This window comes from Microlunatus flavus (assembly GCF_900110855.1).
Lineage (GTDB): Bacteria > Actinomycetota > Actinomycetes > Propionibacteriales > Propionibacteriaceae > Microlunatus > Microlunatus flavus.
The window spans coordinates 445,676-459,547 of sequence record NZ_FOFA01000002.1 but is presented as its reverse complement, the minus strand read 5'-3'; the positions used below and the strand labels follow the sequence as shown (position 1 = coordinate 459,547).

Below are 13,872 nucleotides of genomic sequence, written 5' to 3'. Positions count from 1 at the left end.
CCGTGCTCGGGCTGCTCCTCGTGGTGGTGGTCGTCGCGCTGGTCTTCGACTTCACCAACGGGTTCCACGACGCCGCCAACGCGGTGGCCAGCGCGGTGTCGACCCGGGCGCTGACCCCGCGCGCGGCGATCCTGCTCGCCGCCGTCGGCAACCTCGCCGGCGCGCTGCTCTCGACGGGCATCGCGACGACGATCGCGGCCTCGATCATCGTGCCCCCGCCCGGCCGCGCGGGCATCGCGGTGGTGCTCGCCGCGCTCGTCGGCGCGGTCGTGTGGAACCTCGTCACCTGGTACTTCGGGCTGCCGTCGTCCTCCTCCCAGGCCCTGGTGGGCGGGCTGGTCGGCGCCGGGCTGGCGTCGGGCAGCGCGGTGGAGTGGGTCAGCGGCGTGGTCAGCAAGATCCTCGTCCCGATGGTGCTGTCGCCCGCGATCGGCCTCGTCGGCGGCTACCTGGTGATGCTCGCCGCGCTCTGGCTGCTCCGCCGCGCCGACCCGCACCGCGTCGAGCGCGGGTTCCGGCGCGCGCAGGTCTTCTCGGCCGGCAGCCTGGCGCTCGGGCACGGGCTCCAGGACGCGCAGAAGGGCATGGGCGTGATCGTGCTGGCGCTGGTCACCCTCGGCTACCAGGACACGTACGCGGTGCCGCTGTGGACGGTCGCCGCCTGCGCGCTCGCCCTCGCCGCGGGCACCTCCTCCGGCGGCTGGCGGATCATGCGCACCCTCGGGCGCCGCATCTTCCCGCTCACGCCGGTGCACGGCTTCGCCGCCGAGGTCACGGCGTCGAGCGTGCTCTACCTGACGGCCTTCGTCGTCGCCGCGCCGGTCTCCACCACGCAGGTGGTCACGGCCTCGATCATGGGCGTGGGCAGCACCCGGCGCCTGTCGGCCGTGCGCTGGGCCGTGGCGCGGGAGATCGCCGTGGCCTGGGTCCTGACCCTGCCCGCCGCCGCCCTGGCGGGAGCGCTCGCCTACCCGCTGACCCGCCTGCTGGTGTAGCGGGTGCGCCTCGCTAGGAGGCGCGCGCCTCGGCCGCCGGTGCGGGCTCGGAGGTCTCCGACTCCTCCGCCGAGGCCAGCTTGAAGACGCCGGCGATGACCAGCGCGAGGCCGGCGACCTCGCCGAGCAGGATCTTCGTGCTCTGCCCGGGGTCCTCGCCGAGCACCAGCAGCCCGAACGTGATCGCCACGGCGACCTCGGCGACGTTGAGGATCGGGGTCGTCACCGACAGGCGGGTGGCCTGGTAGGCGCGCTGGTTCAGCAGCACGGCGCCGAGGCCGGTCACGACCAGCGCCCACAGCGGCCAGGAGGCGAGCACCGCGCCGAGGCCCTCGCCGAAGCGGGCGAGGACCAGCTTGACCAGACCCGCCACCAGGCCGAAGAGCACGCCCGACGCCCCGGCGAGCAGCGCGCCGCGCAGCTGGGTGGTGTGGATCCGCACGGCGGCGAACACCGCCAGCAGGGCGAGGCCGACCCCGACGCCGACGAGCGCGGCCCCGAGGCCGTTCTTCGGCGCCGAGTCCGCGGTCTCCGGCCGCACGGCCAGGAACAGCGCCAGCCCGGCCCAGGTGACGATCAGCCAGACCAGCGTTCGCGCGTCCGGCAGGCGGTGCTCCAGCGCCGAGCGGATGACGACGGCGAAGACGATGCCGCTGACGATGACGGGCTGCACGAGGGCGAGGTCGCCCCGGCTGAGGGCGAAGGCGTGCAGGGAGAAGGCCACCGCGCTCAGGAGCAGCCCGACCAGCCAGGAGGGGCGTCGCGCGATGCGGGCGAAGAAGCTGCCGCGGCTCTCCTCGTCGGGCAGCGTGTCCCCGGCGACCCGCTGCTGAAGGGCGGAGCCGAGCGCGAACGAGAACGCCGCAGCGAGCGCGGCGACGACCGCGAGGACCATGGCGACACCTCTGGCTGGATCTGACGGCAGGACGGGCCGGCCTCCCTGCTGCCGGGCAGGGCGACCCTATGGGCATCCGGGCGCGGGGCCCGGCAACGACGCCGCCCTGGGCACCGGCGTACCAGGACGGTGCACGAGCGGGAGGTCCCGGAAGTGCCCTCCCGGCGATTCAGCCTCCCGGCCGGCCTCCCGCTGATAACGTCCGCCTCATGGGACTCGGAACGGGCATCGCCCTGCTGGTGGTCGGCGGCATCCTCGCCTTCGGCGTCAAGGACTCGTTCAGCGGCGTCGACCTGACCGCCATCGGCTACATCTGCATGGCCGGCGGCGTCCTCGCGATCATCCTCACGCTCGTCCTGCAGTCGCAGCGGCAGCGTTCGAGCCACACGACCGTGGTCGAGCGCCGCGACCTGCGCGGCCCGGGCGAGCCCCCCGTCGTCTGACCACGGTCCGACCGACCGCCGGCCTCGCGTGACCGCGGCCGAGGGTCGCGTCGTCGTCCTCGACCTCGGTGAGGTCCTGGCCTCGCCGGGCCCGCTGCTCGCCGACCTCGCCGCGCAGGCCGGGCTGGACGAGAGGGTCCTGGCCTCCGCCTACTGGGCGCACCGCGACGCGCACGACCGCGGCACCGACGCCGACGCGTACTGGCGCGCGGTGCTCGCCGGCGCAGGAGCCGCCGCGGGTCCCGACGACGTGGCGCTGCGACGTGCGCTGGCCGCGACGGACGCCCGCGTCTGGTCCACGATCCGTCCCGACGCCCGCCGGACCCTGGCCGGGCTGCACGACCACGGCGTCCGCGTGGCGATCCTCTCCAACGCCCCGCACCCGATGGCGCAGGCCTCCCGCGCGAGCGACTGGGCCCGCTGGGTGGACGACTGGTTCTTCTCCGCCGAGCTCGGCCTGGCCAAGCCCGACCCCGCGATCTACGCCGCCGTGACCGACACCCTGGGGGTGGCGCCCGGGCAGGTCCTCTTCTTCGACGACCGTCAGGTCAACATCGACGCCGCCGTACGCGCGGGGTGGGACGCGCACCTGTGGACGTCGCCCGCCGTGGTGGACGACACCCTGCGCCGGCTGGGCCTCCTGCCCGGGTGAGCGTGCCGTTCGGCGAGCCGCTGCATCATGGGGCGATGGACGCCGCCGTCGACCTGGCCGCGCACTCCGTCGCGTTCCCGCGGCGGTGGTGGTACCCGGTGGCGCGCTCCTCCGAGCTCGGGCGCAAGCCGCTCGCGGTGACGCTGATGGGCACCCCGCTGGCGGTCTTCCGCGGGGCGGACGGCACGCCGGGCGTGGTCCTCGACCGCTGCAGCCACCGGAACTACCCGCTCTCGCTCGGGCGAGTGACCGACGAGGGGCTGCTGCAGTGCGGCTACCACGGCTGGTCGTTCGACCAGGGCGGGTCCTGCCGCTTCGTGCCCGGCCTGCTCGAGACGCGGACGCAGTCGACCTGGCACGTCGCCGCGCACGCCGCGGTCGAGCAGGACGGGTTCGTCTGGGCGTGGGGCGAGCCGGGCGCGGAACCCACCCGCGCACCGTTCGCCCTGCCCGTCGTCGCGGGTCGCGGCGCCGGCGAGACCGTGTTCCGCATCGACCTCGACTCCACCCTGCGGGCCGCGTCGGAGAACGCGCTCGACGTCCCGCACACCGCCTACCTGCACCGCGGGCTGTTCCGCGGCCGGCGGCGCAACCGGATCACCGCCATCCGGCGCCCCGTCACCGACGGCATCGAGGTGCAGTACCTCGGCGAGCCCGTGGGCATGGGTCCGCTCCGCCTCGGCGAGGCGTCGGGGCGCACCTTCGACCACTGGGACCGCTTCCTGCTCCCGTCCGTCGCGCAGATCGAGTACGCGGTGCAGGGCTGGTTCCGGGTGGTCAACACGATCGTGCAGCTGCCGCTCTCCCCTTTCAGGACGCGCGCCTGGTTCGTCGTGCGCTTCTCCAGCCCGCTGCCCGGCCCGCTCGTCGGGACGGTGGTCAAGCTCCAGGGCCGCCGCATCCTCGGCCAGGACGCCGAGGCGCTGGCCCGCCAGACCGAACGGTCGCTGCAGCTCGGGGGCGAGCGCTACGCCTCGACCGAGCTGGACCTGCTGGGCACGGCCATCTGGCGCCTGCTCCGCTCGGCCGAGCGCGCGGAGCAGCCCGACGGCGAGGACCTGCCGCTGGCCTCCGTCAGCGAGCGCCGGGTCGTGTTCGAGGCCTGAGCGCGGTGCACCCCGCCGCGTCCGACCCGTCCGACACGTCCGCGCTCGACCTCCACCGGCACGCACGGGGCTTCGTGCCGCAGCCGTTCCGGGCGGCCTGGCGGGCCCTCACCCCGGCGGCCCCGGCCGAGGTCGGCCTCGGGCGGCTGCGGGAGGAGGGAGGGGGTGCCGCGGTCGTCTGCGCCGTCGGCGACGGCGTGGTCACCCGTACGCACCTGGGCAGGAGCCCCTTCGACGCGGTCGAGGCGCAGCTGGCCGGTGCCGAGCGAGAGGCGGCGGCGGCCGGCTCCGTCGTCGCCCGGTCCGTCGCCGCGCTGCGGGCGGCCCAGGCGTCCGGCGCCCCCGCGGTGCTCCTCGGCGTCGAGGGGGCCGACGCCCTCGGCGGGGACCCCGCCGCGCTCGAGCGCCTCGACGCGTGGGCCGGGCGCGGGGTCCGCCTCGTCGGACTGGTGCACCTCGCCGACAACGCGCTCGGCACCACGTCCCTGCCCTGGCAGCGCTACGCCGGGCCGCTGCCCGTCCGACGGCCCGCTCGTCCTGGGCTGACCGCGCTCGGCACCCGGGTCGTGCGCCGGATGAACGACCGCGGCCTGCTCGTCGACGTGGCCCACGCCGACCGCGCGACCCTGCTCGGCGTCGTGGAGGCGACGTCGGCCCCGGTCGTCGCGTCGCACACCGGAGCCCGGGCGCTGCAGGACTTCGTGCGCTACCTCGCCGACGACGAGCTGGTCGCCGTCGCGGGCACCGGCGGCCTCGTCGGCCTGTGGCCCTTCCGCCACCGCCGGACGGGCGTCCACGACGTCGCCGCGCTCGTCGCCCACGCCCGCCACGTCGCCGGGCTCGTCGGGCCGGAGCACCTCGCCCTCGGCACCGACACCAACGGGGTGCCGGGAGTGATGGCGGGGTTCGAGGACGGCGACCCGTCCCGGGTGGCGGCCGCCCTCGTCGGGGCCGGCTTCACCCCGGCGGAGGTGCGCGGGATCCTGGGCGGGAACGCGTTGCGGGTGCTGACCGACGTCGAGCAGTGCGCGCGGGGCGGACCCTGACCAGGCCGGGCCGACGCCCGCACGGCGCGCCGCCCGTCGACCGTGGCCCCTGCCACGATGCTGACGCTGGTGACCACTCAAAGAGGGAGAAGACGATGACGTCTCGACTCAACCGCCCGATGACCGCCTCCCGCCGCGCCCTGCTGGCCGGGCTCACCCTGTCGCTCGGGGTGCTGCCCCTGGCGGCATGCGGCGGCGGCAGCGACGACGAGGGCTCCGCCACGGACGCGCAGTTCACCAAGGACGTGAGCGGCGAGCTCGGCGTGTGGGGCTTCAACAACGCCGACGACGTCGGCAAGGCGCGGCTCGCCAGCGCCCAGCAGCAGCTCGGCAGCGTCAAGATCACGCTGGACGAGACGGGCTTCGACTCGCAGAAGTTCACGACCCGCGCGGCGAGCAAGACCCTGCCCGACGTCGTGCAGATGGACCGGCAGTACGTCGCGACGTACGCGGCGCAGGACCTGATCGTCCCGCTGGACCAGTGCTTCAGCCTGTATGGCGTCGACCCCTCCTCCTACTGGTACCCGGCGGTCGTCAAGGACGTGTCCTACAAGGGCAAGGTCTGGGCCGCGCCGCAGTTCTTCCAGCCCTCCGCCGTCATGCTCAACACCCGGGTGCTCGACCAGGCCGGACTCACCGCGGCCGACATCGACACCTCCAGGCCCGACGCGCTGGTCGCGACGGCCAAGAAGCTCACGGTCACCCAGGGCGGCAACCCGACCCGGATCGGCTTCGACCCGGTCGCCGGCGGGCAGGCCCCGGGCTGGCTGCTCGGCTTCGGCGGCCAGGTGATGGACGACAACGGCGTGCCGACCCTGGACAACCCGAACAACGCCAAGGCCCTCGCGTTCCTCAAGCAGCTCTACGACGCGCAGGGCGGCTACGCCAAGGTCAAGAGCTTCAGCGACGCCTTCGACACCTTCGGCAAGAACAACCAGTTCGTGAAGGACCAGGTCGGCGCCCAGATGGACGCCCAGTGGTACGTCAACGTGCTGAGCCCCTACACCAAGCAGCTCCAGATCTCCGCGACCCCGTACAAGGACCAGCAGGGACAGCCCCTGTCGATCTCGGGCGGCACCTCCTTCGTCATCCCGGCCGGCGCGAAGAACATGAACGCCGCCTGCGCCTACGTGGTCGACCTGACCAACGAGGCGAGCTGGATGGCGGCGGCGGAGGCGCGGGCGGCGACGCTGGCCGGCAAGCCGGGCTCGATCAACACCGGCCTGTTCACCGGCTCGCCGAGCGTCGACAAGACGCTGCGCGAGAAGTTCGTGAAGCCGAGCGGCAACAAGGGCTTCGACGAGACCATCGCCACCTTCTACGACGTGCTCGGCAGCGCGAAGTCGCAGGGTTCCTCGCCGGCCGGGCAGGCCATCCAGTCCGAGCTGCAGAACGCGATCAGCGCCGTGCTCCTCGGCCAGAAGGCGCCGGAGCAGGCCCTGGCCGACGCGCAGGGCGCGGCCAAGCGGGCGTACGACCAGTTCGGCGGCTGACCTCGCACCAGCCGGACGACGGGTGGTTCCTGCACCATGACGGTGCAGGAACCCACCCGTCCTGCGTCTCAGCCCTTGCGGCCCTGGGTGGCGACGCCCTCGACGAAGTAGCGCTGGCCGAACGTGAACAGCGCGAGCATCGGCAGCGTCACGAGCAGCGACGCGACCATCACGTACTGGTAGTCGCCCTGCCCACCCGCGGTCGGGCTGAACTGCGTCATGGCGTACGAGATGCCGAGCGGCACGGTGAAGCCCTCCACCGAGCCGGCGTTGAGGTAGATCAGCGCCGCCTGCAGGTTGTTCCAGCTCGCCTGGAACTCGAACAGGAAGATGATGATCAGCGACGGCACGGACAGCGGCAGCGCGATCCGCCGGAACAGCCCGAAGTAGCTGGCGCCGTCGACCCGGGCCGCCTCGAAGAGCTCCCGCGGCAGGCCGAGGAAGAACTGGCGCTGCAGGAAGATGTAGAAGGCCGAGCCGAAGAGGTTCGCGCCGAACAGCGGCGCCCAGGTGCCGACCAGCCCGAGCTTCAGCCAGATCAGGTACTGCGGGACCATCGTCACCGCACCGGGCAGCATCATCGTCGCCAGCACCAGGCCGAAGAGCACCTTGCGGCCCGGGAAGCGGAAGTACGCGAAGCCGAACGCCACCAGCGAGCTGGAGAACGTCACCAGCACCGCGGCGATGAGGGCGATGGCGACGCTGTTGACCGCCCAGCTGGCCAGCGGTAGCTGGTCGAACACCTCGACGTAGTTGCTCCACAGCACGGTGTCGGGGACGAGCTTGTTGTCGAACACCTCCCCGCGCGGCTTGAGGCTGGCGGCGAAGAGCCAGACCAGCGGGTAGAGGAACAGCAGCGTGAAGCCGACGAGCAGGACCCAGAGCACGACCTTGCCGACCACCGACCCGGGCCGGCGCGAGGTCGGACGGAGGCTCGGCTCGCGCAGCCGCTCGGGCGAGGCGCCGGCGGCCTCGAGGCCGAGCAGCTGCTCCCGCTGGCCGGCCGCCGCGGGGGTCAGGGAGGACGAGGACTCGGTCGTGGACATCAGCGGTCCCCCTCGTAGTAGACGAACCGGTTCCCGACCTTCACCTGCACGACGCTGATGATCATGATGATCACGAACAGCAGCCAGGCCATGGCGGAGGCGAAGCCGAAGTTGAACTGCCGGAACGCCTGGATGTAGAGGTAGACGCCGTAGAACAGCGACGCCTCGGGGGAGGCCTGCTGCTGGTCGCGCCAGAAGAGCAGGTACGCGGAGTCGAAGACCTGCAGCGCCGCGATCGTCAGGACGATCACGTTGAAGAAGATCGCCCCGGAGATCATCGGCACGGTGATGTGGCGGAAGCGGGCCACCGGGCCGGCGCCGTCGAGGGCGGCGACCTCGTACAGCTCGCGCGGGACGTTCTTGAGCGCGGCGAGGAAGATGACCATGGTCCCGCTGACACCCCACAAGGTCATCAGCACGATCGACGGCTTGACCCAGGCGGGTTCCAGGAGCCACTGCGGGCCCTCGATGCCGAAGACGGCGAGGAAGCGGTTCACGGCCCCGGTGTTGCCGTTCAGCAGCAGCAGGAAGACCGACGCGGTCGCGACCGAGGGTGTCATCTTCGGCAGGTAGTAGACCGTGCGGAAGAAACCGGCACCTCGACCCACCCGGTTCAGCAGGACGGCGAGCAGCAGGGCGAAGGCGATCTCCAGCGGCACGGCCATGACCGCGTAGAACAGCGTGTTGCCCAGCGACCGCATCACCGACGGGTCCTCGAGCAGCAGCCGGTAGTTCTTGAGGCCGACCGGCTTGGCGCGGTTCGTGGCGAGGTTGTAGCGGCTGAACGAGATCACGAGGCTGTAGACCATGGCGCCGAGGGTGAAGACGCAGAAGCCGACGATCCACGGCGAGATGAACGCGTAGCCGGCCAGCGCCTCGCGTCGCGCCGCTGTGCGCCGGCGAGGCCGGTCGGCGCGCCCGACCGGGACCGGCGGCGCCGTCACCGCCTCGGGCCTCGTACGGGTCGTCTCAGCCATGACACCCCTTCTTCGTCGAAGAGCCGTGCGCATCACGACCTGCCCGTTCTGCGACCCGGGCGCGTGCGACGCCTGGGACGCCCGTGCCGGGTGAGCACAGACTAAGGAGCGGGTGGCACCGCAGCAAGGAGGGCTGCGGCGGGTCCCCGCCGGTTCCCGATGCGGTCCTCGGGCGGACCGTTCCAGCGGCGTCGGACGGACGGTTCCAGCGGCGTCAGTGGGCGGGGACGTGGCTGCGGTCGGGCAGCGAGCTCCTCGCGCCCAGGCGCAGCCGCTCGACGAGCGCCGCGAGTCGGCCGACCGCGGCGGGGGCCGTCGGGTCCGTGCCCGGCTCGAGCATCCCCCACAGCTCCCACAGCAGGCCCGAGGCGGGCGGACCGGCTGCGCCGGGCTCGGCGAGCAGGTCGGCGTACGCGGGGTGCGCGAGGGGCTCCTCCGCCAGGTCCCGGAAGCCCATCGACCACTGCGCGAACGAGCGTTCCGCGGCGTGGCCCGTCCAGGTGCACCGCACGTCGCGGTGGCGCGGGTCCGCCTCGATCGACCCGTAGACCGCCTCCACCGCCAGCGTCGGACCCTCGAGCAGCTGCAGGAACCGGCCCTGCCGGAAGAGCAGGACGCCGGTGATGCCCTCCACGGCGTTCCGGGAGCGCGCGGCGGTCAGGATGCCGCTCAGGGCGGCACCGTCGAGCGTCTCGGTCGCGGTGCTGACGTAGGCGAGCTGGAAGACCACGGCAGGACCGTACGAGCTGCGCGGCTCCGATCCCAGCCCCGGCGGGGGGAATTCAGGCTGGGCGGTCGAAGTCTCGGCGAACCGTCAGGTGCCGGCTGGTGGCGGTCTGTGCGTCACGGGTCGAAGACGTCGAGGAGCTCGAGGATGAAGGCGGCTTCGGTGTCGGTCTGCTGCTTGGGCCCCTCCGGCGGCGGCATCTCGACCTCGACGGGGTCGGCGCTGGTCGGGTCCACGTCGCCGAAGGCCACCGACCAGGTCGGGAAGTGCCGCTCGTCCTGGTCGCGGCGGCGCACCAGCGTGACGTCCTGGTGCCGCTCGTCGACACGGATCCGGCCCCACAGCGTCTCGACGTCCTCCCGGCTGCCCTCGATGAACTGCAGGAACGTCCCGGCGCGCAGGAGCAGGAGACCGGTGATGTCGGCGGCCGCGTTGTGGCTGCGGCTCTGGTCGAGCAGCCGGCGCAGCTCGGCGCGCGTCAGCGTCGGCGACGCCGCGCTGACGTAGACGAGGGAGTGGACCACTGGTCAGCTCTCCCGGATCTCTGTTGGCAGCAACGGGCTGGCGAGTCCCTTCAGTGACAGGTGCTCCCGAATCATGCCGCAGGCCCCAGGGCGGTGAACGCCGGGAGGTTACGCACGACGGTCCACACCAGCAGCAGAGCCGTCCAGATACGCATGTCGACCCTTGCGATCAGACCGTCGACCATCTCGACAACACGGCCACAACCCATCGTCCAGAGCAGTAGCCGGGTCGCGGCGAACGCCACGATCAGCACGGTGAGGCCGTTGTCGCGCACGGCGTCCGCAGGTTGGCCGTGCAGCAGGGCCTGCACCGCACGCGTCGAGCCGCAGAACGCGCACCAGCATCCGGTCGTGACGTAGAGCGGGCAGGGGAAGTGGGTGGCCCAGGCCACGGCAGCCGAGCCCGATGCGAGGACGGCACCTTCGAGCAGCGTCACGTTCACCAGGCGTGAACCGCGTCGCGTCGGGCTGTCAGGCACGCGCCGAGCGTACGACCACCAGCCCCCGCGCAGCCCACTCGTCCTCCTCGTTGATCCATTCACGGACCACGAACGCGAAGAACGAAAACAAACAATGTGAACAAGAGAAATGCCCGGCAGGTGATTTTCCTGCCCTGCTGACACCCAGGGCATAGAGACCCTAAGTTTGGCGCGCTGAACACCGCCCGCGCTCTCACACAAGGGTCTTTTGCCCTTTCTCCACGTGAGCCGCGAGCGGAGTTGCAGCACACCTCATGGCGGCACCGGGCGGATTGCTCGGAGTCGCAGCCAATGCTTTCCGTGGTCTCGAAGGAGAACCCGCATGGCCGTCGACGTCGACTACTACGCCGTCCTGGGCGTCGCTCGCAACGCAGACGCGGAGGCGATCGGATCCGCGGTCAAGAAGGCGATGCGCGAATGGCGCAAGCGGACAGAAGCCGCAGACCTCGGTAGCCGCCAGGAGGCCGAGGTCAAGGTCAAGCAGATCGACCAGGCGCGGTCGGTGCTTCTCAACCCTGGCAAGCGCGCCGCTTACGACCAGCAGCTCTCGGGAGGCGTGAAGCAGGCCGAGATCCCCTCTTCCTCACCCGACAGCGGCAACGGCCAGACGTGGCTCGAGCGGGCCGAGGGTTACCTCGCTCTCGCGGACTACCACTCCGCCGCGTACGCAGCCCGGGAGGCGACCCACGTCGAGGGCCAGAACGCGAAGACCTGGTGGATCCGCTCGCGGGCCAACGCCGGTCTGGGTCTCTGGCAGGACGCTCTGTACGAGGCGAAGCAGGCGACCGCGCTGGACGACAACAGCGCCGAGTACCACTTCAACCTCGGTCTGGTGCACGAGCAGATGGACTCCTACAACGACGCCATCACCGAGTACCGACGCGCAGGCACCTGCGATCCCAGCAACCCCGTGTACGAGCTCGCCGTCGGCGGCGTGTACGCCTCGAACGGGAGGCCGGAGCTGGCGTTGCCCGTGGTCGAGGCGGTGCACAAGAAGCACCCCGCGGACCCCAACGCCAACTACTACCTGGGCAGCGTCCTGGTCGACATGGCTGAGCAGGTCCCGCAGTCGAAGACCCGCGACGGGTACATCGTGAAGTCGCAGGAGGAGATCAACACGATGCGCGCCTTCTGCATGCGCGCCATCGGTTTGAAGATCGTGGACGCCGAGGTGCGGGACCGGTCGAACCACGTCCTGCGATACCTGGACGCGATGGAGAAGAAGTCGTTCCGCCCTCCGTGGGCTCTCCTGGGCGGGATGTGGGGCGGCGGCCCGATGGCGCTGATCGGTTGCTGCGCCATCATCCTCTTCTTCGCCCCCATCATCTTGGTGATCGAGGGTGTCGGGAACATGGCTCGGAGCAACGCCGGCGTCGGGTTCCTGGAGCTGATCGTCGGCCTCGGACTCGGCTTCCTGTGGTGGAAGCTGCTTTACGTGCCGAAGTGGAAGCAGAACAAGAGGGGGCTCTGACATGGCGAACCCGGTCGGGATCGACCTCGGCACGACCTTCTGTGCAGTGGCGACGATCAACGCGTCGGGGCAGCCCGAGATCCTGCGCAACAGCGACGGCCAGAGCATCACGCCCTCGGTGGTGCTGTTCGACGGCGGCGAGGCGGTCGTCGGCCAGCAGGCCAAGCTGCAGCGAGCGGCCTTTCCCGACGACGTCGTCGAGTTCGTCAAGCGCCAGATGGGCAGCGACTCGTGGCGCTTCTACCCCAGCGTCGGCGACGAGAGCTATACGCCGGAAGGCATCTCGGCGATCATCCTCAAGCGACTGGCCGCCGACGCCGGACAGGTGCTGGGATCCACGGTGAAGGACGTCGTGATCACGGTTCCGGCGTACTTCGACGACGCTCAGCGCAAGGCGACCCGGGATGCCGGGGAGATCGCCGGACTGTCGGTGCTGTCGGTGATCAACGAGCCCACCGCGGCGGCCGTCAGCTTCGGCGTCGAGCAGGACTACAACGGGACCGTCCTCGTGTACGACCTCGGTGGCGGCACGTTCGACGTCACGCTCCTCAAGGCGCGCGACGGCGATTTCGACATCCTCCAGACCGACGGCGATCGCAACCTCGGGGGCTTCGACTTCGACAACGCCGTCATCGGTTGGATCAAGGCCGAGTTCGCCGCCCAGACGGGGCAGACGGTCGAAGGCGCCGAGCAGGAGGCGCAGCTGCGTGACCGGGCCGAGCAGGCGAAGCACCGTCTCAGCAGCTCCGAGCAGGCTCCGGTCTTCGTGTCGGCCGGAGGCCGGAACGCGAAGCTCGTGCTGACGCGCGAGACGTTCGAGGGGATCACCGAGAACCTCCTGGCGCGCACCGAGATGCTCGTCGAGGACGTCGTCGACGGTGCAGGGCTCTCCTTCTCCGACATCGACAAGGTGCTGCTGGTCGGCGGCTCGACCCGGATGCCGATGGTCGTGAAGATGCTGACCCGGCTCACCGGGCGCGCACCCGACCAGTCGATCCACCCCGACGAAGCCGTCGCCAAGGGAGCCGCCATCGTGGCCGCGCTCCGCGGAGGCGGCGGTGGACGACCGACCCCGGTGACACCCGCCGGGCACTCGTTGGGAATCAGCGACGTGGTGTCGCACGGGCTGGGCGTGGTGACGATCGACGCCACCACCGGGCGCGACGTCAACAGCCTGGTCGTTCCGCCGAACTCAAAGATCCCGACCAAGAGGTCCGAGGTCTTCTACACCATTGCCCCGAACCAGACCGAGCTTCTCGTCCAGGTCACGGAGGGTGAGGACGAGGACCTCAGGTACGTCCGCATCCTCGGGTCGTCCCGGCTGAAGCTGCAAGGGCACCCCGAGCAGGGCTCCCCCCTCCGCGTGGTCTTCGCGTGCGACATCGACGGCATCCTGCACATCGAGGTCGTGGACCTGGTCGACGACAAGGCCCTCGGGGAGTTCGAGATCGATCGCGCGAGCAACCTCGACCACGACGAGATCGAGCGTATGCGGGACGCCGTGTCGAACCTCGACGTCCAGTGACGGCCGACGACCAGGTCACGCTGGCCACGGTCTCAGAGCAGCTGGACGGCCTGACGGACCTGTTCAGGCGCCGCCTCCTCGACGACCGGGCCAAGCAAGCCGTGATCGAGGACCTGGGGCAGCGTTTGAACAATGCTGAGGCGGCCAGGTCGGCCGCCGCCCTCAAGCCGATCGTCCATTCGCTCTCCATGGTGATCGAACGCCTACGGACCAGCGCCCCGGACGCGGACCTCGTCGAGTCGATCGGGCACGAGCTGGAGGACGTGCTCGAATCGGTGGTGGGTGTCGCCCCGATAGCACCGATCAAGGGCGATCCCGTCGATCCGCTCCGCCACGAAGTGGTCGCCGCACACGGCGACGGCACCGAGCTCCGGGTCGCCGAGCTGCGCCGCGGCGGGTACGAGAAGGACGGCATCGTGCTCAAGCCGGCTCGCGTCACGGCCGTACGGGTGCCGCCGGCGAACGACCGTCCGGCCGATGGTCGGTGAGGGCG

At 71.3% G+C, this 13,872-nt stretch carries 15 protein-coding genes; 9 read left to right on the top strand and 6 right to left on the bottom strand.

The genetic code is table 11. The features are described from left to right. Positions 1–2: 2 nt before the first annotated feature. A complete protein-coding gene (locus tag BMY04_RS06560; protein ID WP_091178312.1) occupies positions 3–995 on the top strand; it encodes an inorganic phosphate transporter in 993 nt (330 codons plus the stop codon). Between the two features lie 13 nt (positions 996–1,008). On the opposite strand, the gene BMY04_RS06555 is transcribed toward BMY04_RS06560, so the two are convergent. Then, positions 1,009–1,890, bottom strand: coding sequence for a DMT family transporter (locus BMY04_RS06555; RefSeq protein WP_091178311.1), 882 nt, complete (start codon positions 1,888–1,890; stop codon positions 1,009–1,011). A gap of 209 nt (positions 1,891–2,099) precedes the next feature. On the opposite strand from BMY04_RS06555, the gene BMY04_RS06550 reads away from it, so the two are divergent. From BMY04_RS06550 to BMY04_RS06535, 5 genes are all read left to right on the top strand, one after another. Continuing rightward, positions 2,100–2,333 carry a DUF6458 family protein gene (locus tag BMY04_RS06550; RefSeq protein WP_091073287.1) on the top strand — a complete coding sequence of 78 codons (234 nt, stop codon included), beginning with the start codon at positions 2,100–2,102 and terminating at the stop codon, positions 2,331–2,333. Positions 2,334–2,361: 28 nt separating this feature from the next. Next, the gene (locus tag BMY04_RS06545; RefSeq protein ID WP_091178310.1) at positions 2,362–2,985 is read left to right on the top strand and encodes an HAD family hydrolase; all 624 of its coding nucleotides are present in this window, start codon (positions 2,362–2,364) and stop codon (positions 2,983–2,985) included. Positions 2,986–3,020: 35 nt separating this feature from the next. Next, positions 3,021–4,091 (top strand): aromatic ring-hydroxylating oxygenase subunit alpha, encoded by a 1,071-nt coding sequence (locus BMY04_RS22680; RefSeq protein WP_170854026.1) that lies wholly within the window; start codon positions 3,021–3,023, stop codon positions 4,089–4,091. A 5-nt stretch (positions 4,092–4,096) separates the two neighbouring features. Next, positions 4,097–5,137: a dipeptidase gene (locus BMY04_RS22675; RefSeq protein WP_170854025.1), complete on the top strand. Its 1,041-nt coding sequence runs from the start codon at positions 4,097–4,099 to the stop codon at positions 5,135–5,137. Positions 5,138–5,232: 95 nt separating this feature from the next. Continuing rightward, a complete protein-coding gene (locus tag BMY04_RS06535) occupies positions 5,233–6,630 on the top strand; it encodes an ABC transporter substrate-binding protein (protein ID WP_198409964.1) in 1,398 nt (465 codons plus the stop codon). Between the two features lie 68 nt (positions 6,631–6,698). On the opposite strand, the gene BMY04_RS06530 is transcribed toward BMY04_RS06535, so the two are convergent. From BMY04_RS06530 to BMY04_RS06510, 5 genes are all read right to left on the bottom strand, one after another. After that, entirely contained in the window at positions 6,699–7,676 is a 978-nt protein-coding gene (locus tag BMY04_RS06530; protein ID WP_091178307.1) for a carbohydrate ABC transporter permease, read from the bottom strand. Continuing rightward, positions 7,676–8,653 carry a carbohydrate ABC transporter permease gene (locus BMY04_RS06525; RefSeq protein WP_091178306.1) on the bottom strand — a complete coding sequence of 326 codons (978 nt, stop codon included), beginning with the start codon at positions 8,651–8,653 and terminating at the stop codon, positions 7,676–7,678. The genes BMY04_RS06530 and BMY04_RS06525 overlap by 1 nt, the downstream gene beginning before the upstream one ends. 214 nt (positions 8,654–8,867) lie before the next feature. Continuing rightward, positions 8,868–9,383 carry a BLUF domain-containing protein gene (locus BMY04_RS06520; protein WP_091178305.1) on the bottom strand — a complete coding sequence of 172 codons (516 nt, stop codon included), beginning with the start codon at positions 9,381–9,383 and terminating at the stop codon, positions 8,868–8,870. A gap of 113 nt (positions 9,384–9,496) precedes the next feature. Continuing rightward, positions 9,497–9,904 (bottom strand): BLUF domain-containing protein, encoded by a 408-nt coding sequence (locus BMY04_RS06515; protein WP_091178304.1) that lies wholly within the window; start codon positions 9,902–9,904, stop codon positions 9,497–9,499. A 71-nt stretch (positions 9,905–9,975) separates the two neighbouring features. Beyond that, positions 9,976–10,383 carry a DUF2752 domain-containing protein gene (locus BMY04_RS06510; protein ID WP_170854024.1) on the bottom strand — a complete coding sequence of 136 codons (408 nt, stop codon included), beginning with the start codon at positions 10,381–10,383 and terminating at the stop codon, positions 9,976–9,978. Between the two features lie 322 nt (positions 10,384–10,705). Here BMY04_RS06510 and BMY04_RS06505 point away from each other — a divergent pair, with 322 nt between their 5' ends. Genes BMY04_RS06505 through grpE form a run of 3 tightly spaced genes read left to right on the top strand, consistent with a single transcriptional unit; the run spans position 10,706 to position 13,867 of the window. Continuing rightward, positions 10,706–11,854 carry a J domain-containing protein gene (locus BMY04_RS06505; RefSeq protein WP_091178302.1) on the top strand — a complete coding sequence of 383 codons (1,149 nt, stop codon included), beginning with the start codon at positions 10,706–10,708 and terminating at the stop codon, positions 11,852–11,854. A gap of 1 nt (position 11,855) precedes the next feature. Further along, a complete protein-coding gene (locus tag BMY04_RS06500; protein ID WP_091178301.1) occupies positions 11,856–13,379 on the top strand; it encodes an Hsp70 family protein in 1,524 nt (507 codons plus the stop codon). Then, positions 13,376–13,867 (top strand): nucleotide exchange factor GrpE, encoded by a 492-nt coding sequence (gene grpE, locus BMY04_RS06495; RefSeq protein ID WP_091178300.1) that lies wholly within the window; start codon positions 13,376–13,378, stop codon positions 13,865–13,867. The genes BMY04_RS06500 and grpE overlap by 4 nt, the downstream gene beginning before the upstream one ends. Positions 13,868–13,872 lie beyond the last annotated feature (5 nt).

What these genes read in the sequence shown, in the direction of transcription:
- BMY04_RS06555 (WP_091178311.1), bottom strand. Translation starts at nt 1,890, where the DNA reads ATGGTCCTCGCGGTCGTCGCCGCGCTCGCTGCGGCGTTCTCGTTCGCG.
- BMY04_RS06550 (WP_091073287.1), top strand. Translation starts at nt 2,100, where the DNA reads ATGGGACTCGGAACGGGCATCGCCCTGCTGGTGGTCGGCGGCATCCTC.
- BMY04_RS22680 (WP_170854026.1), top strand. Translation starts at nt 3,021, where the DNA reads ATGGACGCCGCCGTCGACCTGGCCGCGCACTCCGTCGCGTTCCCGCGG.
- BMY04_RS06535 (WP_198409964.1), top strand. Translation starts at nt 5,233, where the DNA reads ATGACGTCTCGACTCAACCGCCCGATGACCGCCTCCCGCCGCGCCCTG.
- BMY04_RS06530 (WP_091178307.1), bottom strand. Translation starts at nt 7,676, where the DNA reads ATGTCCACGACCGAGTCCTCGTCCTCCCTGACCCCCGCGGCGGCCGGC.
- BMY04_RS06525 (WP_091178306.1), bottom strand. Translation starts at nt 8,653, where the DNA reads ATGGCTGAGACGACCCGTACGAGGCCCGAGGCGGTGACGGCGCCGCCG.
- BMY04_RS06505 (WP_091178302.1), top strand. Translation starts at nt 10,706, where the DNA reads ATGGCCGTCGACGTCGACTACTACGCCGTCCTGGGCGTCGCTCGCAAC.
- BMY04_RS06500 (WP_091178301.1), top strand. Translation starts at nt 11,856, where the DNA reads ATGGCGAACCCGGTCGGGATCGACCTCGGCACGACCTTCTGTGCAGTG.